An 18,677-nucleotide genomic window follows, 5' to 3' on the forward strand; every position below is an offset into this window, starting at 1 on the left:
GCCGCCCGTCTATAGAACCCGCCCCTGCGGTTCACAACCGCCTCGGCGCTCTGGAACCGGCTCCGTGGACACGGAATCGGCAGACTGTTCCCCTCAGCGGTACGGCGCGTCCACCGCGAGGTTGCGCGCGATCTCGCGCTCCCAGCGGTCCCCGTTCAGCAGGAGCTTCTCCTTGTCGTAGAGAAGCTCCTCGCGGGTCTCGACCGAGAACTCGAAATTCGGCCCTTCCACGATGGCATCCACCGGGCAGGCCTCCTGGCACATGCCGCAATAGATGCATTTCACCATGTCGAGGTCGTAGCGGGTCGTGCGGCGCGTGCCGTCGTTGCGGCGCGGACCGGCTTCGATGGTGATCGCCTGAGCGGGGCAGATCGCCTCGCAGAGCTTGCACGCGATGCAACGCTCCTCGCCGTTGGGATAGCGGCGCAGAGCGTGTTCTCCCCGGAAGCGCGGGCCGCGATGGCCCATCTCGAAGGGGTAGTTGATCGTGGCCTTCGGCTTGAAGAAGTACTTCATCGCCAGGGCGAACCCCGAGACGAACTCCTTCAGCAGCAGACCCTTAGCGACCTGATCGAGCTTCATGGCTCGGATCTCCGTGAGGGGTTGTCAGGCGCCCGGCGCGAGGCCGGTGAGCTTGAGGACAAAGGCGACGACGATGACCGAGACGAGCGAGAGGGGCAGGAAGACCTTCCAGCCCAGCCGCATCAGCTGGTCATAGCGGTAGCGGGGCACCATGGCCTTCACCATGGCGATCATGAAGAACAGGAAGCTGGCCTTGAGGGCGAACCAGATCAGGCCCGGCACCCAGGTGAAGGGTGCGAAGGGGATCGGCGAGAGCCAGCCGCCGAGGAACAGCACCGTGCCGAGGGCGCACATGGTCATGATGGCCACGTACTCGCCGAGCATGAACAGCAGGTACGGCGTCGAGGAATACTCGACCATGTAGCCGGCGACGAGCTCCGACTCGGCTTCCGGCAGGTCGAAGGGCGGGCGGTTCGTCTCGGCGAGCGCCGAGACGAAGAACACCACGAACATCGGGAACAGCCAGAGCCAGTACCAGCCGAGGATACCGAGGCTGGTGTCCTGCGCCATGACGATGCGTGAGAGGTTGAGCGAGCCGGCGCAGAGCAGGACGCAGATGATGACGAAGCCCAGCGAGACTTCGTAGGAGATCATCTGCGCGGCCGAGCGCAGGGCGCCGAGGAAGGCGTATTTCGAGTTCGAGGCCCAGCCGCCCATCAGCACGCCGTACACGCCGAGCGACGAGATCGCGAATATGTAGGTGATGCCGACGTTCAGGTCCGCGATGGCCCAGCCCTCGGCGAGGGGAATCACCGCCCAGGCGGCGAGCGCCAGGGTCGCGAAGACCAGGGGAGCCAGCAGAAAGAGAGCCTTGTTAGCGCCCGCCGGAATCACCGGCTCCTTCAGGACGAACTTCAACAGGTCGGCAAAGGACTGGAACAAGCCCCAGGGCCCGACCACGTTCGGGCCGCGCCGCAATTGTACCGCCGCCCAGATCTTGCGGTCGGCGAGCAACGCGTAGGCGATGAAGACGAGGAGCAGTGCCAAGAGCACGAAGCTCTTGAGCGCAAGCAGCAGGACGGTGCCGAGGACTTCCCAGAAGGTCATCGCAGGAATTCCTTATTCGGCCGCTTCGAGGCCGCGCGCGCGGGTGAGGCTCGAACATTCGGCGAGGACCCGCGAAGCGCGGGCGATCGCGTTGCTGAGATAGAAGTCCGGCACCGCGGAGGCGAAGCCGGTACGTGTCGGCTCGCCGACCATGGCCGACAGGGTCTCGACGGCGGCGACCGCATCACTCGGCGCCACCGCGTCGAGGGCTGCGAAGTGCGGGTACTCGGCATAGAGCGCGCGGCGCAGGGCGCCCAGGGAATCGAACGGCAAGCGCTGACCGAGGGTCTCGGACAGGGCGCGCAGGATCGCCCAATCCTCGCGGGCGTCGCCTGGCGGGAAGCCGGCCCGGTTGGTGGTCTGTACCCGTCCCTCGAGATTGACGAAGGTGGTGCTCTTCTCCGTGTAGGCGGCCCCGGGCAGGACTACGTCGGCTCGGGTTGCACCCCGATCGCCGTGGGTGCCCTGGTAGATCACGAAGGCGCCCGCACCGATCTCGACCTCGTCGGCGCCCAGGTTGAACACCACGTCGAGGGCACCGCCCCGCGCCATCCCGGCGAAATCGAGCCCGCCCTCCCCCGGCACGAAGCCGAGATCCAGGGCGCCGACGCGGGCGGCCGCCGTCTGGAGCACGCCGAAGCCGTTCCACTCGGGCGTGACCGAGCCGATATCCTTGGCGAGGCGGGCGGCGGCGGCGAGGATCGCCGCGCCGTCAGTTCGGGCGAGCGCGCCCATGCCGACGATGATCAGGGGCCGGCTCGCGGCCTTCAGGACCTCGGCGAAGCTGTGCTGACCGGAGGCGAGGTCGGCGAGGGTCTCGGGGCCGGCTCCGAGATAGGTGTGGGGGTAGGTCAGATCGACGGGCTCGCCGATGAGGCCGACGGCGAGCGGCCCCATGCGCCAGCGCTTGCGAATCCGCACGTTGAGAAGCGAGGCTTCGAGGCGCGGATTGGTGCCCACCAGGAGGATCGCATCCGCCTCCTCGATGCCCGCGATCGTAGTGCCGAAGGTGTAGGCGGCCCGGCCCCAGGCCGGGTCGATCGCTTCGCCGGCCTGTCGGCAATCCAGGTTCGTCACCCCGAGTGCGTTCATCAGCGTCTTGAGAGCATAGATCTCCTCGACCCCGGCGAGATCGCCGACTACCGCGCCGATCCGCTTCGGATCAGTGCCCTTCACCCCGGCGGCGATGGCAGCGAACGCCTCGCCCCAGGACGCGGGACGCAGGCGGCCGTTCTCACGTAGGTACGGTCGATCAAGGCGCTGGGTGCGCAGGCCGTCGACGGCGTGGCGAGTCTTGTCGGAAATCCACTCCTCATTGATGCCTTCGTGCACGCGGGGCTCGATCTGCATGACCTCGCGGCCACGGGCATCGACCCGGATCGCGCAGCCGACCGCGTCCATCACGTCGACGGATTCGGTCTTCGACAGCTCCCAGGGGCGGACTTCATAGCTCTGCGGCTTGTGGACGAGGGCGCCCACGGGGCAGAGGTCGGCGACGTTGCCCTGCAATTCCGATCCCATGGCCGATTCGAGGTAGCTCGTGATCTCCATGTCCTCGCCCCGCCCGATGGCGCCGAGGTCCGGCACGCCGGCCACTTCCGCGAGGAAGCGGACGCAGCGGGTGCAGTGAATACAGCGGTTCATGGCCGTGCGGACGAGGGGACCGATATACTTTTCCTCGACGGCGCGCTTGTTCTCGCCGTAGCGCGTCGAGTCGACGCCGTAGGCCATCGCCTGATCCTGCAGGTCGCAATGGCCGCCCTGGTCGCAGATCGGGCAATCGAGAGGGTGGTTGATGAGAAGGAACTCCATCACCCCTTCGCGGGCCTTCTTGGTCTGACCCGAGCGCGTCAGCACCTCCGGCGGCTCGCCGTTGGGCCCCGGCCGACAATCCTTGACCGCATAGGCGCAGGAGGCGACCGGCTTTGGGGCGCCCTTCAGCTCCACGAGGCACATCCGGCAATTGCCCGCGATGGACAGCCGCTCGTGGAAGCAGAAGCGCGGAATCTCCGCGCCAGCGACTTCACACGCCTGGAGCAGCGTGTAGTCCGCCGGTACATCGACCTCGGTGCCGTCGACGACGATCTTGGTCATGCGTGGGTCTCGGTCTCGAAACTCAAGGGTGGTGCGAGGGGCGGATTACTCCGCCGCCATCGGCACCGGATCGGAATGCGGATTGGCGCTGTAGCGGTCGATGCGGCGCTCGATCTCGGGGCGGAAGTGCCGGATCAGGCCCTGGATCGGCCAGGCCGCAGCATCGCCCAGCGCGCAGATGGTGTGACCCTCGATCTGCTTCGTGACATCGAGGAGCATGTCGATCTCGCGGCGCTGGGCGCGGCCCTCCGCCATGCGCAGCATCACGCGCCACATCCAGCCCGTACCCTCGCGGCACGGCGTGCACTGACCGCAGGATTCGTGCTTGTAGAAGTAGGCGATGCGCGCGATCGCCGAGACGATATCGGTGGACTTGTCCAGCACGATCACTGCCGCTGTACCGAGGCCCGAGCCGAGGTTCTTGAGTGTGTCGAAGTCCATCTTGGCGTCGATGATCTGCTCGGCCGGGACCAGGGGGACAGACGAGCCGCCCGGGATGGAGCAGAGCAGGTTGTCCCAGCCACCGCGCATGCCGCCGCAGTGCTTGTCGATGAGCTCGCGGAACGTGATGCCGAGCTCCTCCTCGACGTTGCAGGGCTTGTTGACGTGCCCGGAGATGCAGAACAGCTTCGTGCCCGTGTTGTTCTTGCCCCCTAACCCGGCGAACCAGGCGCCACCGCGGCGCAGGATGGTGCCCGCCACCGCGATCGACTCGACGTTGTTCACGGTCGTCGGACAGCCGTAGAGGCCCATATTGGCCGGGAACGGGGGCTTGAGGCGCGGCATGCCCTTCTTGCCCTCGAGGCTCTCGATCAGCGCCGTCTCTTCGCCGCAGATATAGGCCCCGGCGCCGTGGTGGACGTAGATGTCGAACGGATACCCGTGGACATTGTCCTGGCCGACGAGCTTCGCCGCGTAGGCCTCGTCAACGGCGCGCTGAAGCGCATGCTTCTCGGCCACATACTCGCCGCGGATGTAGATGTAGCAGGCATGGGCCGCCATCGCGAAGGAGGCCAGCATGCAGCCTTCGATCAGGAGGTGCGGATCGTGCCGCATGATTTCCCGGTCCTTGCAGGTACCCGGCTCCGACTCGTCGGCATTGACCACGAGGTAGTGCGGGCGCCCATCGGACTTCTTGGGCATGAACGACCACTTGAGACCGGTGGGGAATCCCGCACCGCCGCGCCCGCGTAGGCCCGACTGCTTCATCTCGTCGATGATCCAGTCGCGGCCCATCTCGAGCAGGAATTTGGTGCCGTCCCAGGCGCCGCGCTGCTTGGCCGCTTCCAGGCCCGGCGAGTGCAGGCCGTAGAGGTTCGTGAAGATGCGATCGCGATCGGCGAGCATGTCAGTTCCCCTTCTGCGGGGCGGCGGGGTTCTTCGGGCTGTTGTCTGTGGCGTCGGCGCTGGCGCCGGAGGTCGCGGGCTGCGGCGGCGGTTCGTTCCGCGGCAGGGCGGATTGCGTGCCCGCCTCAGCGCCTGCCGCCTCGACCTTGGCGATGGTCACGTCCGGCCCCGGCTTGTTCGGCTGGGCGGTCGATTCCTTCGTGTCGGCCGCATCGGCCCTGTCGCCGGCCTTGACCGGCGTCTCGCCGGCAGCGGCCCGCTGGGCGGGCGCGTCGGTGGCGGGCTTGCCCACCGCGCGGCCGGCATCCGGGCGGGCGGGCTTCGGCTCGGAGGCGGCGCGCTGCTCGGACGAGGCGGCTTCCGCCTTACCGGCTTCGCTGCCCTCCTCGGCTTCCTTCTCTTCGAAGCGCTTGCGCCAGGCGCCGACGCGCGACCCGTCAAACAGGGTCGCGTCGGTGAGGGTATCGGCGCCTCCCATGGGCTCGGACGAGGTCCGCCCGACCTGCGAGCCGATCTTCACCGGGCGCCCGGCGGCGAGATCGTCCATGAGCTTGCCGAGGAGGTCCGGGGTCAGATCCTCGTAGTAATCCTGGTTGATCTGCGCCATCGGCGCATTGCAGCAGGCACCCAGGCACTCCACCTCGAGCCATGAGAAGTTTCCGTCGGGGCTCACGTGACCCGGAGCGCCGAGGCGGTGGTGCAGGTAGTCTTTCAGTTCGCGGGCACCACAGGAATCGCACGGCACCGTGCCGCAGAGCTGGATCCAGAACTTGCCCACCGGCTCCAGCGCGAACATCGTGTAGAAGGTCGCGACTTCGAGCACACGGATATGCGGCATGCCGAGTTCGTCGGCCACCGCCTCGATGGCCTTCTGCGGCAGCCAGCCGCCGTTCTGCTCCTGCGCCTTCCACAGCAGCGGGATCACGGCGGAGGCCTGGCGCCCCTCCGGATACTTTTCGATCTGTCCTTTCGCCCACGTCGCGTTCTCGGGTGAGAACGCGAAGGCGGCGGGCTGCTCGGAAGCGGGGGCGAGTCTGCGGTTGGCCATCAGTTCTGAACCTTGATCCTCACCGGTCCACTTCGCCGAACACGATGTCCAGCGTGCCGAGCACGCAGGACACGTCGGCCAGCATGTGGCCGCGGCACATCCAGTCCATCGCCTGAAGGTGGGCGAAGCCTGGAGCGCGGATCTTGCAGCGGTAGGGCTTGTTGGTGCCGTCCGAGACGAGATAGACGCCGAATTCACCCTTCGGTGCTTCGACGGCGGCATAGACCTCGCCGGCCGGCACGTGGAAGCCTTCGGTGTAGAGCTTGAAGTGGTGGATCAGCGCTTCCATCGAGCGCTTCATCTCGCGGCGCGGCGGCGGCGCGACCTTGCCGTCGAGGGCCGCGATCGGCCCCTGGCCGGCCGGCTCACGCAGCTTGGCGCAGCACTGACGCATGATCTTCACGGATTCCCGCATCTCTTCCATGCGGATCACCTGGCGATCGTAGGTGTCGCCGTTCTTCCCCACGGGGATGTCGAACTCCATCTCCTCGTAGCACTCGTAGGGCTGGGATTTCCGCAGGTCCCACGGGATGCCGGAGCCGCGCACCATCACGCCGGAGAAACCCCAGGCCATGGCCTCGTCCACCGTGACGATGCCGATGTCGACGTTGCGCTGCTTGAAGATGCGGTTGCCCATGACGAGGTTGTCGAGGTCGTCGACCACCTGGAGGAAGGGGTCGCAGAACGCCTCGATGTCATCGATCAGCGCGGGCGGCAGATCCTGATGGACGCCGCCGGGGCGGAAGTAATTGGCGTGGAGGCGAGCGCCCGAGGCGCGCTCGTAGAAGATCATCAGTTTCTCGCGCTCCTCGAAGCCCCAGAGCGGAGGCGTCAAGGCACCCACATCCATCGCCTGCGTGGTCACGTTGAGGAGGTGGGAGAGCAGGCGTCCGATCTCGCAGAACAAGGTGCGGATGAGCTGGGCCCGGCGCGGAACCTGAAGGCCGAGGAGCTTTTCGATGCCGAGGCAGAAGGCATGCTCCTGGTTCATCGGCGACACGTAGTCGAGGCGATCGAAATAGGGCGTCGCCTGCAGGTAGGTCTTGTGCTCGATCAGCTTCTCGGTGCCGCGATGCAGCAGGCCGATATGCGGATCGACCCGCTCGACGATTTCGCCATCGAGTTCCAGCACGAGGCGCAGCACGCCGTGCGCAGCCGGATGCTGGGGGCCGAAGTTGATCGCGAAGTTGCGGATATTGTGCTCGGTCATGGCCTCGCTCCGCCCCTCAAGCCGACGTCTTCTCGTCGCCCGGGAGGACATACTCGGTGCCCTCCCACGGCGAGAGGAAGTCGAAGTTCCGGAATTCCTGGGTGAGTTTCACCGGCTCGTAGACCACGCGAGCCTCGTCCTGGTCGTAGCGAACCTCGACGAATCCGGTGAGCGGGAAGTCCTTCCGGAGGGGGTGCCCCTCGAACCCATAATCGGTCAGCAACCGGCGCAGATCGGGATGCCCTGAGAACAGGATGCCGTACAGGTCGTAGGCCTCGCGCTCGAACCAGTTCGCCGCCGGAAAAACCTCGATCACGGAGGGGACAGGGGTTTGGTCGTCGGTCTGCACCTTCACGCGGATGCGCGTGTTATGGCGCAGGGAGAGCAGGTGGTAGACCACGTCGAAGCGCTTCTCGCGGGCCGGATAGTCGGCTCCGCAGATGTCGATGAAGCAGCGGAAGGCGCAGGCCGGGTCGTCGCGCAGATAGGTCAGGGCGTAGACGATGTCGCTGGCCTGCACCACCAGGGTGAGTTCGCCGAACGCGATGGTGCGGGAGACGATGGCCGGCCCGAGCGCCCCGGCGACTTGATCGCTGAGCCTCTCGAGGGCGCCGAGACCGAATTCGGGCGCCGTATGGGCGAGGATGCTGATGCCGTTGGTCATACCGGGCGTCCCTCCTCAGCGCTCGATCGTGCCGGTGCGGCGGATCTTCTTCTGGAGCAGAAGGACGCCATAGAGCAGCGCCTCGGCGGTGGGCGGACAACCCGGAACGTAGATGTCCACCGGTACCACCCGATCGCAGCCGCGCACCACCGAGTAGGAATAGTGGTAGTAGCCACCACCATTGGCGCAGGAGCCCATGGAAATGACATAGCGGGGCTCCGGCATCTGGTCGTAGACCTTGCGGAGCGCGGGCGCCATTTTGTTGGTGAGAGTCCCGGCGACGATCATGACGTCGGACTGGCGCGGCGAACCGCGCGGCGCGAAGCCGAAGCGCTCGCAGTCGTAACGGGGCATCGACATCTGCATCATCTCGACGGCGCAGCAGGCCAAGCCGAACGTCATCCACATCAGGGAGCCGGTGCGGGCCCAATTGATGAGGTCGTCGGTCGAGGTGACGAGGAAGCCGCGATCGGCCAGCTCGCTGTTGATCGACAGGAAGGTCGGGTCGTTGGCACCGATCGGCAGGCCCGTGTTGGGATCGATGATCCCCTTCGGAGCCGGCGCGATCGCCGGGGCGCGGGAAAGGTCGGGGCTGAAGGCCATCGGTTTCTCGGGATCAGGCTTCGGACGGGCGGGCTTCGCGGGACAGGTGATTCGCGGTCGCTAGTCCCATTCGAGGGCGCCCTTGCGCCACTCGTAGATGAAGCCGACGGTCAGAACGCCGAGGAAGGCCATCATCGACCACATGCCGAACCACCCAAGTTCACCGAAGCTGATCGCCCAGGGGAACAGGAACGCGACTTCGAGGTCGAAGATGATGAACAGAATCGCCACGAGATAGAATCGCACATCGAACTTCATACGGGCGTCATCGAAGGCGTTGAAGCCGCACTCGTAGGCGGAGAGCTTCTCCGGATCGGGGCTATTGTAGGCCACGAGGAACGGCGCCACGAGGAGTGCTGCGGCTATGAACACCGACACGCCGATAAAGACGATGAGGGGCAGGTAATCTGCCATCAGGCCGGTCATGCGGGACCTCTCGTGTTCACAGGCGGCTGAACCACCTCGCGCGCCGCTGGCCAGATGGAATTGCTCCAATGCCAGACTGCGCAGGCGCGAGGCTTAGACGAGCGTCCGAGGTGAAACAAGGGCATCCTGCGTCGCACAAATTCGCTCATGAAGCTCAGATGGCGACCATCCCGGAACCCACAACACGACGGATGCGCGCAGGGCGGCAGCCGGCCGGGTTCTTGCAAGCGTGGCCAGGGCTTGTTTGGCATACCAGCCGCTCGCGCATCCGAGGATATCGGGGACATCTGGGGCCGATTGTCAGGCGGGGCTGGCGGGGCGGATGCTCCGGGAACCATAACCTTGGCCGTCCGTTTCGTTCATGTCCCACTCAGGCCGGATCGCGTTAGGTCGGCGCAACATTCGACCTCACAGGAGACGCTTCGTGCGCATTGCTCAGATTGCTCCGCTCTCGGAGGCGGTCCCCCCGAAGTTCTACGGCGGCACCGAGCGCGTGGTGTCCTGGATCACGGAAGAACTCGTCCGTCAGGGCCACGACGTGACGCTGTTCGCGAGCGGCGATTCCGAGACATCGGCGAAACTGGCGGCCTGCACACCTGAGGGCCTGCGCCTGCTCGGCTACCGCGATCACACCGCGAGCCACCTCGCCATGCTGCACCACGTGCACAAGCGGGCACATGAATTCGACGTGCTGCACTTCCACATCGACCTGCTGCAGTACCCGATGTTCGAAGACCTGAATCACAAGTGCCTCACGACGATGCACGGTCGCCTCGACGTACCGGATTTCATGCCGGTCTACCGCACCTTCACGGGCATGCCCCTGGTGTCGATCTCCGACAACCAGCGGGATCCGATGCCCGAGAACGTGAACTGGCTCTCGACCATCCATCACGGCCTGCCGGCGCAGAACTGCCCGTTCTACCCGGAGGCCAAGGGCGGCTACCTCGCCTTCCTCGGCCGCATCTCGCCCGAGAAGCGTCCCGACCGGGCTATCGAGATGGCCATCCGCTCCGGGGTCAAACTGAAGATCGCCGCCAAGGTCGACAAGGCGGACCAGGATTACTGGGATGAAGTCATCGAGCCGATGATCCACCATCCGCTCGTCGAGTTCATCGGTGAGATCAACGAGGAGCAGAAGAAGGACTTCCTCGGCAACGCCCTGGCGCTGGCCTTCCCGATCGACTGGCCCGAGCCCTTCGGCCTCGTGATGATCGAAGCAATGTCGGCCGGCACGCCGGTGATCGCATTCCGCAACGGCTCCGTGCCGGAAGTCATCGCGGATGGCGTTTCAGGCGTCCTCTGCGACTCGATGGATGATGCGGTCGCGGCCGTGCACAAGGTGAAGACGATGAGCCGGGCCGGCGTGCGCAAGCACTTCGAGTCGCAGTTCACGGCCGAGTGCATGGTTCGCAAATACGTGGCCGCCTACGAGCGCCTGCTCGCTGGCCCAGCCGACGTGATCAAGCTGCCTCATGCCGGTGCGTTCTCCCAGCCCTACGGCGACCTCAACGGCTCCGCCCTGCCCTCGCTTTCCGTAGCGGCCATGCCGGCCTGATCGGGTCGCGCCGGCGTCGGTTCGAATGATCGAACCGCGCGGGCGCAAAGGCGGCTAGCGCCGCAAGATTGCCGCACTACCTCTTCCTCTGAGGGCCGCCGCGCCGCATCCTGCGACCGGCGGCCCTTTTTGATTCGGCCCACACTTTCGGAGACGCGCAGGCATGGCAGCGGACACTCTCACGGCGACCTCCGAGACCGCGCAGAATGCGCGGATCCCCCAAGGCTTCCAGGACGCCGACGAAGTTCTGCCGCAGTATCATATCGAGGCCCAGACCTCTCTGGTGGAGCGCCCCCTGCGCTCGTTGAAGTACGGCGAAGCCTTCGCGGTGCTCGACAGCTACGGCGATATCGGCGTCCTGCCGGGCCCCGAGGGCCTCTACTTTCAGGACACGCGCTACCTGTCGCGCATGCACGTCACGCTCGAGGATCAGCGTCCGCTGCTGCTTTCGTCGGTGATGCAGGATGACAACGGCGCGCTCAGCGTCGACATGACCACCCCCGACATTCGGATGGACGCGCACGACGAGACCACGATCCCGCGCGAGCTGATCGCCATCGAGCGCACCAAGTTCCTGTTCAAGGGGGCGTGCTACGACCGCATCGGCCTGCGCAACTACGATTCGCGCCACAGGGTCCTGAAGGTCGCCGTGACCTTCGACGCCGATTTCCGCGACCTGTTCGAGGTGCGCGGAATGGACCGCCCGGTGCGGGGTAAGCGCAGCGTCCAAGTGGCGAGCGAGTCAGAGGTCCAGTTCCGCTATGCGGGCCTCGACGATGTGGTGCGTACCACCAGCCTGCATTTCGGGCCGACGCCGAAGCACATCGAGCCGGGCCGGGCGGAGTTCTCCGTCTCCCTGCCGCCCAGCGGGCGTGCCTCGCTGTTCCTGCGCGTCGTCTTCGAATCCCATCGCGCCTTCACCAAGGCTCCATCGACGGAGCGGGTCGGTGAGGATGCGGCTGCCGGCCTGTCCCACGCGGCGGGCAGCACCGCCGCCGCGCGCCACCCCAAGGGCTTGGCCGAGGGCCTGATCTTCGCCCGGGCCTATCGCGATTCGCGTCGAGACCTGCGCCAGCTCACCGCTGGCATCACCACGATCATCTCGTCGAACGACCAGTTCAACGAGGCGGCCTGCCGGGCCACGGCGGACCTCTACATGCTGGCGACCCGGACTCCGGAGGGCATCTACCCCTTCGCAGGCATCCCCTGGTACTCCACGGTGTTCGGGCGTGACGGCATCATCACGGCGATGATGGCGCTCTGGATCGACCCGAACTTTGGCAAGGGCGTCCTGCGCTACCTCGCCTCGACCCAGGCCAAGGCCGTCGATCCGGCCGCCGACGCGCAGCCCGGCAAGGTGCTGCACGAGACCCGGCGCGGCGAGATGGCCATGCTCGGCGAGGTGCCGTTCCGGCACTATTACGGCACCATCGACGGCACGCCGCTCTTCGTGATGCTGGCCTGGGAATACTACGCCGTGACTGGCGACCGGGATACCATCGCGGCGATCTGGCCGGCGCTCGAGCTCGCCCTCGACTGGATGAACACCTACGGCGACCGGGACGGTGACGGCTTCGTGGAATATGCCCGCGACACCGACAAAGGCCTGGAGAATCAGGGCTGGAAGGACAGCCACGACTCGATCTTCCACACCGACGGCAACCTCGCCAAGGGGCCGATCGCCCTTTGCGAGGTCCAGGGCTACGTCTACGCGGCCAAGAACGGGGCCGCGAAGCTCGCCACCCTGTTGGGGCACGACGACCTCGCGCAGCGCCTCGGGGAGGAAGCCCGAGCCCTGCGCGAAAACTTCGACAAGGCGTTCTGGTGCGAGGCGATCGGCACCTACGCCCTCGCCCTCGACGGCGAGAAGCGCCAATGCGCCGTGCGCTCGTCCAATGCCGGCCACGCGCTCTTCACAGGCATCGCCCTGCCGGAGCGGGCGGCGAGCGTCGCCGCCAACCTGCTCTCAAAAGACGGCTTCAACGGTTGGGGCGTGCGTACCATCGCGCGCGGCGAGGCCCGCTACAACCCGATGTCCTACCACAACGGCTCGATCTGGCCGCACGACAACGCCCTGATTGCCCTTGGGCTCGCTCGCTACGACCTCAAGCCGGAGGCTGCGCGCATCTTCCAGGGCATGTTCGACACCGCCCTCTACCAGGACCAGAAGCGCCTGCCGGAGTTGTTCTGCGGATTCATGCGGCGGCACCAGCGCGGTCCCGTCTCGTACCCCGTGGCCTGCTCGCCGCAGGCCTGGGCGGCCGCAGCGCCCTTCGCATTCCTGGCGGCCTGCCTTGGATTGGAGATCGACCACGATCGCAATCGGGTCCGGTTCCGGAACCCGACCCTGCCGCCCTTCCTCGACGGGGTCTCGATCTTCAACCTGAAGCTCGGCACCTCCCGGGTGGACCTGCGGCTCCAGCGCTACGGCACCGATGTGACCGTGAACGTCCTGCGTCGCACCGGCGATGCGCAGATTTCGTTGCTGAAGTGAGGCCCTGCGCCGCTGCCCCGTCTTCTCCTTCGGCTGTCCCGGCTCCGCCCGTTCGCGCGGCGACGTTCACAACGAAAAACGCCGCCTTCCTGCGGAAGACGGCGTCACCCAGCCCGAAACGACGGGGTCGCGCGATCAGCGCGGCGCCAGGATCATGATCATCTGGCGGCCTTCGAGCATCGGCTCGCTCTCGACCTTGGCGATCTCCTGGGTCTCGTTCTTCACCCGCTCCAGCAGGCGCAGGCCGATATCCTGGTGGGCCATTTCGCGGCCGCGGAAGCGCAGGGTGACCTTGACCTTGTCGCCTTCCTCGAAGAACCGGATCACGGCCTTCATCTTGGTGTCGTAATCGTGCTTGTCGATGCCAGGCCGGAGCTTGATCTCCTTGACCTCGACCGTCTTCTGCTTCTTGCGCGCTTCGTTCTGCTTCTTCTGCTCGTTGAAGCGGAAGCGGCCGTAATCGAGCAGCTTACAGACGGGAGGAACGGAGTTCGGTGCAATCTCGACAAGGTCGAGACCCGCTTCCTCGGCCAACGCGATGGCGTCGAAGAAGGCGACGACGCCACGGTTCTGCCCGGTGTCGTCGATGAGCTGCACTTCGCGAACGCCACGGATGTCCCGATTGGCGCGCGGCCCGTCCTTCTGCGGGGCCGGCATAGCTCTCATTGGTCTACGAATGGCTTTGGTCTCCTGATGAAACGACGAAACGGCAGCCCACGAACCCAAACCCCATCCGAGGTCGATCCTGGCCACCCATCGCTCGCGAAATTCGGTGCGACACCTTGGCTGAACTCTCGCCCGTGTCAACACGGCTAACGGAGGTAGGTTCAATCGGCACCTGCCGCAAGGGGCCGTTCAGGTCCGGGTCGCCGATGCCCGGCCCGCGATGAGGTCGGCATAGACGCCGAGGGTGTCGCCTACCATGCCTTCGAGGGAGAAATGCGCTTCCACGTGGGCGCGGCCGCGCCGGGTCATGGCGTCACGGGCGCTCGCCCCGAGCGACAGCGCCTCGGTGACGGCTTCCGCTAGGGCTGCGGCATCGCCGGGGGGTACGCGCCAGCCCGTGCGCTGGGTTGCGGGTACCTCCGGTGGGGCCAGGACCGTCTCGGGCACGGCTCCGAGGTCGGAAACCACCACGGGCGTGCCGAGCGCCTGCGCCTCGACCGCCGAGCGCCCGAACGCCTCAGGTTCCACTGAAGGGACCGCCACGACGGACGCCGCCCGGAAGGCCGCCGGCATGTCCGAGCAGTGCCCGACCCGATGGACGATCTGCTGCAAGCCGCGCGCAGCGATCAGGGCGTCAAGTTCCCGCTCGTAGGCCACGCGCCCCTGAGGGTCGCCCGCAAGCACGACGGCGACGTCGGTAACGCCCCGGTCCCGCATCAGCGCCGCCGCCTCGATGAGCACGCGCTGGCCTTTCCAGCCCGTGAGCCGGGCAGCGAGTAGCACCACGCGCTCATGCGGCGCGACGCCCCAGGCCCGGCGCAGAGCCTCGACCCGGGCCGGCTGTACCGCCCCCGGGGTGAAAAGCGTGAGGTCGGTGCCCCGGTGGATCACCCGGACCCGGTCCCCGGCCTGCTCGGCATGCAGGGCGCGGATCAAGTCAGCGGTATAGTGGGAATTCGCGATGACCACGTCGCCACGCGCCATCACGGAATTGTAGAGCACCTTCACGCCTGTCCGGCCTGAATAGCTGCCGTGATAGGTGGTGACGAAGGGCAGCTTGAGCCGCCGTGCCGCCCCGAGCGCCACCCAGGCTGGTGCGCGCGAACGGGCATGGACGATCTGCACGCCCTCGCGCCGGCACAGGCGCGCGAGGCGTGCGACGTTGACGGCCATGGCCAGCGGGTTCTTGGAGGCGGCGGGAAAGGGCAGCCAGATCCCGCCCTTGGCCTGCAACTCCCCGATCAGGCGCCCCCCTTCCGTGGCCACCAGAGCCCGCGCACCGGTGGCCGCCAGGGCGGCGGCCACGTCCACGGTCGTGCGTTCGGCGCCGCCCGCATCGAGTTCGGGGATGATCTGAAGGATGGTCGCGCCGGAGAGCGGCGCCCGCTCGCTCGGAAAGCCGCCGCGCGCCTCGCCGCTCATGATGCGCCGCCCGGAACCGCCGGCCGATCGTTTCGATGTCCGTCTGGAGTGTCGGTCATGGCCGTGAGCTTGAACGCCGCGCTTTACGGCCGGGTAAACGAAATGCGAATCGAACCCCGACAGTTCGATGCATCAGTGTGCGAGGGTAAACGAATGGCTGCGATTCCGGGCGAGGGCTCCGTCTCCATCACGGTCGGCAGCGGCGCGGATGCGCGACGGATCGCGGTCCGCCTACGCCCCGGCTCAGGGCCGCCGCTGGTCTGGCTCGGGGGCTTCCGCTCCGACATGGGCGCCACGAAGGCGATGACTCTGGACGCGTGGGCAAGCCGGGAAGGCCGGGCCCTGGTGCGGTTCGATTACATGGGACACGGCGAATCCGGAGGACGCTTCGCCGACGCGACGATTTCCACCTGGCTTGCCGATGCGCGTGCGGTCATCGCCACCTACGCGGCGGAACGCCCGGTGCTCGTCGGCTCGTCCATGGGTGGATGGATCGCTTGCCTCGTCGCAAGGGAATTGGCGCGGGAGGGTGCATCGGCCCCGTCGGGCCTGGTGCTGATCGCGCCGGCCCTCGACTTCACTGGGAGCCTAATGTGGGAGCGCTTCACGCCGGAAATCCGCGAGACGATCGAGCGGGACGGCGCCTGGATGCGGCCGAGCCCATACGATCCGAACCCGGTTCCCATCACCCGCGCGCTCATCGCGGACGGACGGACGCACGGCCTCCTCGACGCCCCCCTGGACCCGGGCTGCCCAGTGCACATCCTCCAGGGCATGGACGATCCCGACGTGCCTTACACCCACGCCCTCCGGGTGGTGGAACGCCTTCCGAAAGCGGGCACGGTCCTGACCCTGATTGCGGATGGAGACCACCGCCTGTCACGTCCGCAGGATCTGGCGCGGTTGCTGACGGCGGTGGCGGAGATATCGAGTTAGTGCAGGCTTACCGTATGCAGGTCGTTGGCGACGGCATTGGCCACGATAGCATCGCGGGAGTCCGCGAGGAGGATCGGCGCCCCGCTGGCGGAAAGGAGGGCGAACAGGTCGAGGCCGGGCGTCAGGTCCGGCGCCTGCGGGAAGATGCGCTTCACTTCGTCCGAGCGGATGGCGCGCACATAAGCGATGTGTCCCTCACCGAGGGCCGCGAGATCGGCGACGTTGAACTCGGCAGGGTCGAGATCGGCCCGGGTCAGCGGATTGGTGTCGAAGTCGGTCATGGACTGCCCTCCTTAGTGGCAGAGCGGTACACCGGGACGGATGCCCGGCGATTCTTAAGTGACGTGGCGAAGCCCTGAGCGTCTCAGGCCTCGTCGCGGGACGCGATGGCGATCTTTCGGACGATCCGGTCCGGCTCGGGCCGGGTCAGGTCGATCGAGAGCAGGCCGTTCGAGAGGTCGGCGCCCATCACCTCCATCCCGTCCGCGAGCAGGAAGGCCCGCTGGAACTGGCGTGCGGCGATGCCGCGGTGGAGGAACTGGCGCGACTTGTCGTCGATCTGGCGGCCGCGCACCACGAGCTGGCTTTCCTCCAGCATCACATCGAGCTGATCCCGGGTGAACCCGGCCACCGCGAGGGTGATGCGCAGGCGCTCCGGCTCGTTCTCGGTCCGGGCCAGCCGCTCGATGTTGTAGGGCGGATACCCATCGTTGGCGGCCTTCGACACACGGTCGAGGGCCTGTTCGATCTCGTCGAATCCGAGAAGGAACGGGTGTCCGAACGGAGAAGGCCGGGTCGTCACGAACGCATGTCCTTCCAGCGAAGCCCGAGAGAGAGCGAGGCACTTCGGTGAGCGGGGCCCGCCTTCGCAGCACCCCTGCCGGACGGTGTCCCGCCGGTTCCAGCGATATGGAGGTGCGAGGGGGGTGCATCAAGGGTTCGGTTCCGGAGGCCACGTGCGCTGGCCTGACGCGCCTCGGCGGCACCGCTTGGCGCCTTGATCACCCTGGCGACCAGACTTGTCCGGTCTTCCGGATGTCGGGAGAGATTGGCACTTATCGCAAGGCATTTTCGGCAAGAGAAAAGCTCGGCCAATGGGAGCCTGCGAGTAACAGTTTGGAATTCCTCTGATATTCGGGCCTGACCTTGATCTGCGCCGCCCACCTCGGATAAGTCGACCGCGCATGATGCGGCACCGGAATCGCAGGTTTCGACCTGCTTACCGAGGGTGCTGGTCGAGCCCGATTCGCGGCAAGCGCGAAACGCGCGCGCCCGGGGCGTTGCGAACAGTGGCAGCAACAGGCGTGGAGTGCACGGCGTGAGCGGGCAGCAGCTTTTGCGGACGAATGGTCTTCGGACAGGTGCGGCGGGCCTCGCATTGCTGGCGGCCTTCGGCGGCGCCATGGCCCAGGAGCCCAAAGCGCCCGGCCAGGACGGCAAGGCCCCCACCCTCAAGCTCGAACTCAACCGCTTGGAGCCGGCCGGGGAAGCCTGCCGGACCTACCTCCTCGTCGACAACAGCCGAGGGCCTGCCTTGAAGTCCCTCAAGGTCGACCTTTTCGCCTTCGACACGGAAGGCGTCGCCCAGAAACGCTTGGCGGTGGAACTCGGGCCGGTTCAGGATCGCAAGACGATGGTCCGCCTGTTCGACTTCCCGGCGCTCGCCTGTCCCAGGATCGGCCGCGTCCTGCTCAACGACGTGCTCGCCTGCGAGGGCGGCGAGGCCAGCCGCGAGAACTGCCTCGAGCGCATCGAGACCGAGAGCAAGACCCCCGCCAGCTTCGTGCGCTGACCCGCGCACGCGAATCCCAAGCCCGTCCCGCCAACACTCACCCGAAAGAGATCGCCATGGATCCGACCTCCGCGCCCGCCGAAGTCGCCCACGACCTATCCTTCCTCGGACTGTTCCTGCAGGCCGACCCGATCGTGAAGGGCGTGATGATCCTGCTCGTGGTGGCGTCGATCGCGTGCTGGACGGTGGTGTTCGAGAAGATCGTGCGGATCTCCGCCGCCAAGCGCCAGGCCAAGGCCTTCGACGCGATGGTGCGCTCGGGCGGGGCGCTGGAATCCACCGGCGGCGGCATCGATGCGCAGATCGCCGGCGCGGCCGTCGAGGCCTGGCGCGACCAGGATTCCAGCGAGACCCGCGCCGAACGGCGCGACCGCATCGAGCGCGCCATGCGGGGGGCCCTCACCACCCGGATGAAGCGACTGCAGAACGGCCTTCCGCTCCTGGCCACCTCCGGTTCGACCGCGCCGTTCATCGGCCTGTTCGGCACGGTCTGGGGCATCATGAACTCGTTCTCGTCCATCGCGAAGAGCCAGGACACGTCACTCGCCGTCGTGGCGCCGGGCATCGCCGAGGCCCTGTTCGCCACCGCCATCGGCCTCATCGTCGCGATCCCGGCGGTGATGGCCTACAACAAGCTCATCAACGACGTGGGCCGTGTGCAGGCGAGCTTCGTCTCCTCCATCGGCATTCTCGGCAATCGACTGGCCCGCGACCGGGTCGTGCATGGGCGCGCCGCGGCGGCCGAGTGATCTCCCGGGCCTGAGTCATCTCCCGGGCCTGACCGCCAA

General features: G+C 66.8%; 18 protein-coding genes. 5 read left to right on the forward strand and 13 right to left on the reverse strand.

The genetic code is table 11. The features are described from left to right. Window positions 1-93 precede the first annotated feature (93 nt). Genes nuoI through OF380_RS05690 form a run of 9 tightly spaced genes read right to left on the reverse strand, consistent with a single transcriptional unit; the run spans window position 94 to window position 9,021 of the window. A complete protein-coding gene (nuoI, locus tag OF380_RS05650; protein WP_264049784.1) occupies window positions 94-582 on the reverse strand; it encodes an NADH-quinone oxidoreductase subunit NuoI in 489 nt (162 codons plus the stop codon). Between the two features lie 24 nt (window positions 583-606). Next, window positions 607-1,629: an NADH-quinone oxidoreductase subunit NuoH gene (gene nuoH / locus OF380_RS05655; RefSeq protein ID WP_108035454.1), complete on the reverse strand. Its 1,023-nt coding sequence runs from the start codon at window positions 1,627-1,629 to the stop codon at window positions 607-609. 12 nt (window positions 1,630-1,641) lie between these two features. Further along, entirely contained in the window at window positions 1,642-3,723 is a 2,082-nt protein-coding gene (nuoG, locus tag OF380_RS05660) for an NADH-quinone oxidoreductase subunit NuoG (RefSeq protein WP_264049785.1), read from the reverse strand. Between the two features lie 45 nt (window positions 3,724-3,768). Further along, entirely contained in the window at window positions 3,769-5,070 is a 1,302-nt protein-coding gene (gene nuoF / locus OF380_RS05665) for an NADH-quinone oxidoreductase subunit NuoF (protein WP_264049786.1), read from the reverse strand. A 1-nt stretch (window position 5,071) separates the two neighbouring features. Continuing rightward, complete coding sequence (gene nuoE / locus OF380_RS05670) at window positions 5,072-6,118, reverse strand: NADH-quinone oxidoreductase subunit NuoE (protein WP_404810542.1); 1,047 nt, start codon at window positions 6,116-6,118, stop codon at window positions 5,072-5,074. A gap of 19 nt (window positions 6,119-6,137) precedes the next feature. Continuing rightward, on the reverse strand, window positions 6,138-7,328 hold the full coding sequence (locus tag OF380_RS05675; RefSeq protein ID WP_264049787.1) for an NADH-quinone oxidoreductase subunit D: 1,191 nt from the start codon (window positions 7,326-7,328) through the stop codon (window positions 6,138-6,140). A 16-nt stretch (window positions 7,329-7,344) separates the two neighbouring features. Continuing rightward, window positions 7,345-7,992 carry an NADH-quinone oxidoreductase subunit C gene (locus tag OF380_RS05680; protein ID WP_264049788.1) on the reverse strand — a complete coding sequence of 216 codons (648 nt, stop codon included), beginning with the start codon at window positions 7,990-7,992 and terminating at the stop codon, window positions 7,345-7,347. Window positions 7,993-8,007: 15 nt separating this feature from the next. Beyond that, entirely contained in the window at window positions 8,008-8,595 is a 588-nt protein-coding gene (locus tag OF380_RS05685; RefSeq protein WP_264049789.1) for a NuoB/complex I 20 kDa subunit family protein, read from the reverse strand. Between the two features lie 60 nt (window positions 8,596-8,655). Then, complete coding sequence (locus OF380_RS05690) at window positions 8,656-9,021, reverse strand: NADH-quinone oxidoreductase subunit A (RefSeq protein ID WP_264049790.1); 366 nt, start codon at window positions 9,019-9,021, stop codon at window positions 8,656-8,658. A gap of 424 nt (window positions 9,022-9,445) precedes the next feature. Between OF380_RS05690 and OF380_RS05695 the strand changes: the two genes are divergently transcribed. Together OF380_RS05695 and OF380_RS05700 are read left to right on the forward strand one after the other, a co-directional pair. Then, a complete protein-coding gene (locus tag OF380_RS05695) occupies window positions 9,446-10,579 on the forward strand; it encodes a glycosyltransferase family 4 protein (protein WP_264049791.1) in 1,134 nt (377 codons plus the stop codon). Window positions 10,580-10,742: 163 nt separating this feature from the next. Next, on the forward strand, window positions 10,743-13,073 hold the full coding sequence (locus OF380_RS05700) for an amylo-alpha-1,6-glucosidase (protein ID WP_264049792.1): 2,331 nt from the start codon (window positions 10,743-10,745) through the stop codon (window positions 13,071-13,073). A 135-nt stretch (window positions 13,074-13,208) separates the two neighbouring features. Here the strand turns inward: OF380_RS05700 and infC are convergent, their stop codons facing one another. Together infC and OF380_RS05710 are read right to left on the reverse strand one after the other, a co-directional pair. Next, window positions 13,209-13,730 (reverse strand): translation initiation factor IF-3, encoded by a 522-nt coding sequence (gene infC / locus OF380_RS05705; RefSeq protein ID WP_244476923.1) that lies wholly within the window; start codon window positions 13,728-13,730, stop codon window positions 13,209-13,211. A gap of 198 nt (window positions 13,731-13,928) precedes the next feature. After that, window positions 13,929-15,161, reverse strand: a complete 1,233-nt coding sequence (locus OF380_RS05710; protein WP_264049793.1) for a glycosyltransferase family 4 protein — start codon at window positions 15,159-15,161, stop codon at window positions 13,929-13,931. 153 nt (window positions 15,162-15,314) lie between these two features. On the opposite strand from OF380_RS05710, the gene OF380_RS05715 reads away from it, so the two are divergent. Further along, complete coding sequence (locus OF380_RS05715; RefSeq protein ID WP_264049794.1) at window positions 15,315-16,097, forward strand: alpha/beta fold hydrolase; 783 nt, start codon at window positions 15,315-15,317, stop codon at window positions 16,095-16,097. Here OF380_RS05715 and OF380_RS05720 read toward each other — a convergent pair. Next, the gene (locus OF380_RS05720) at window positions 16,094-16,378 is read right to left on the reverse strand and encodes a BQ00720 family protein (RefSeq protein WP_264049795.1); all 285 of its coding nucleotides are present in this window, start codon (window positions 16,376-16,378) and stop codon (window positions 16,094-16,096) included. The two genes, OF380_RS05715 and OF380_RS05720, sit on opposite strands and share 4 nt — an antisense overlap. Window positions 16,379-16,461: 83 nt before the next feature. Further along, on the reverse strand, window positions 16,462-16,899 hold the full coding sequence (locus OF380_RS05725) for an Hsp20 family protein (RefSeq protein ID WP_243913663.1): 438 nt from the start codon (window positions 16,897-16,899) through the stop codon (window positions 16,462-16,464). Between the two features lie 600 nt (window positions 16,900-17,499). Here OF380_RS05725 and OF380_RS05730 point away from each other — a divergent pair. Both OF380_RS05730 and OF380_RS05735 read left to right on the forward strand, forming a co-directional pair. Further along, window positions 17,500-17,889, forward strand: coding sequence for a Tat pathway signal protein (locus tag OF380_RS05730; protein WP_404810599.1), 390 nt, complete (start codon window positions 17,500-17,502; stop codon window positions 17,887-17,889). Window positions 17,890-17,945: 56 nt separating this feature from the next. Next, window positions 17,946-18,638, forward strand: a complete 693-nt coding sequence (locus OF380_RS05735) for a MotA/TolQ/ExbB proton channel family protein (protein WP_264049797.1) — start codon at window positions 17,946-17,948, stop codon at window positions 18,636-18,638. The last annotated feature ends 39 nt before the right edge of the window (window positions 18,639-18,677 follow it).

Origin of the sequence: Methylobacterium sp. FF17 (assembly GCF_025813715.1) — a bacterium.
Lineage (GTDB): Bacteria > Pseudomonadota > Alphaproteobacteria > Rhizobiales > Beijerinckiaceae > Methylobacterium > Methylobacterium flocculans.

Coding starts and splice junctions, on each gene's coding strand:
- OF380_RS05710 (WP_264049793.1), bottom strand. CDS start 15,161: ATGAGCGGCGAGGCGCGCGGCGGCTTTCCGAGCGAGCGGGCGCCGCTC.
- OF380_RS05730 (WP_404810599.1), top strand. CDS start 17,500: ATGGCCCAGGAGCCCAAAGCGCCCGGCCAGGACGGCAAGGCCCCCACC.
- OF380_RS05690 (WP_264049790.1), bottom strand. CDS start 9,021: ATGACCGGCCTGATGGCAGATTACCTGCCCCTCATCGTCTTTATCGGC.
- nuoG (WP_264049785.1), bottom strand. CDS start 3,723: ATGACCAAGATCGTCGTCGACGGCACCGAGGTCGATGTACCGGCGGAC.
- nuoH (WP_108035454.1), bottom strand. CDS start 1,629: ATGACCTTCTGGGAAGTCCTCGGCACCGTCCTGCTGCTTGCGCTCAAG.
- OF380_RS05680 (WP_264049788.1), bottom strand. CDS start 7,992: ATGACCAACGGCATCAGCATCCTCGCCCATACGGCGCCCGAATTCGGT.
- nuoF (WP_264049786.1), bottom strand. CDS start 5,070: ATGCTCGCCGATCGCGATCGCATCTTCACGAACCTCTACGGCCTGCAC.
- nuoI (WP_264049784.1), bottom strand. CDS start 582: ATGAAGCTCGATCAGGTCGCTAAGGGTCTGCTGCTGAAGGAGTTCGTC.
- OF380_RS05735 (WP_264049797.1), top strand. CDS start 17,946: ATGGATCCGACCTCCGCGCCCGCCGAAGTCGCCCACGACCTATCCTTC.
- infC (WP_244476923.1), bottom strand. CDS start 13,730: ATGCCGGCCCCGCAGAAGGACGGGCCGCGCGCCAATCGGGACATCCGT.
- OF380_RS05715 (WP_264049794.1), top strand. CDS start 15,315: ATGGCTGCGATTCCGGGCGAGGGCTCCGTCTCCATCACGGTCGGCAGC.
- OF380_RS05720 (WP_264049795.1), bottom strand. CDS start 16,378: ATGACCGACTTCGACACCAATCCGCTGACCCGGGCCGATCTCGACCCT.
- OF380_RS05700 (WP_264049792.1), top strand. CDS start 10,743: ATGGCAGCGGACACTCTCACGGCGACCTCCGAGACCGCGCAGAATGCG.
- OF380_RS05675 (WP_264049787.1), bottom strand. CDS start 7,328: ATGACCGAGCACAATATCCGCAACTTCGCGATCAACTTCGGCCCCCAG.
- nuoE (WP_404810542.1), bottom strand. CDS start 6,118: ATGGCCAACCGCAGACTCGCCCCCGCTTCCGAGCAGCCCGCCGCCTTC.
- OF380_RS05685 (WP_264049789.1), bottom strand. CDS start 8,595: ATGGCCTTCAGCCCCGACCTTTCCCGCGCCCCGGCGATCGCGCCGGCT.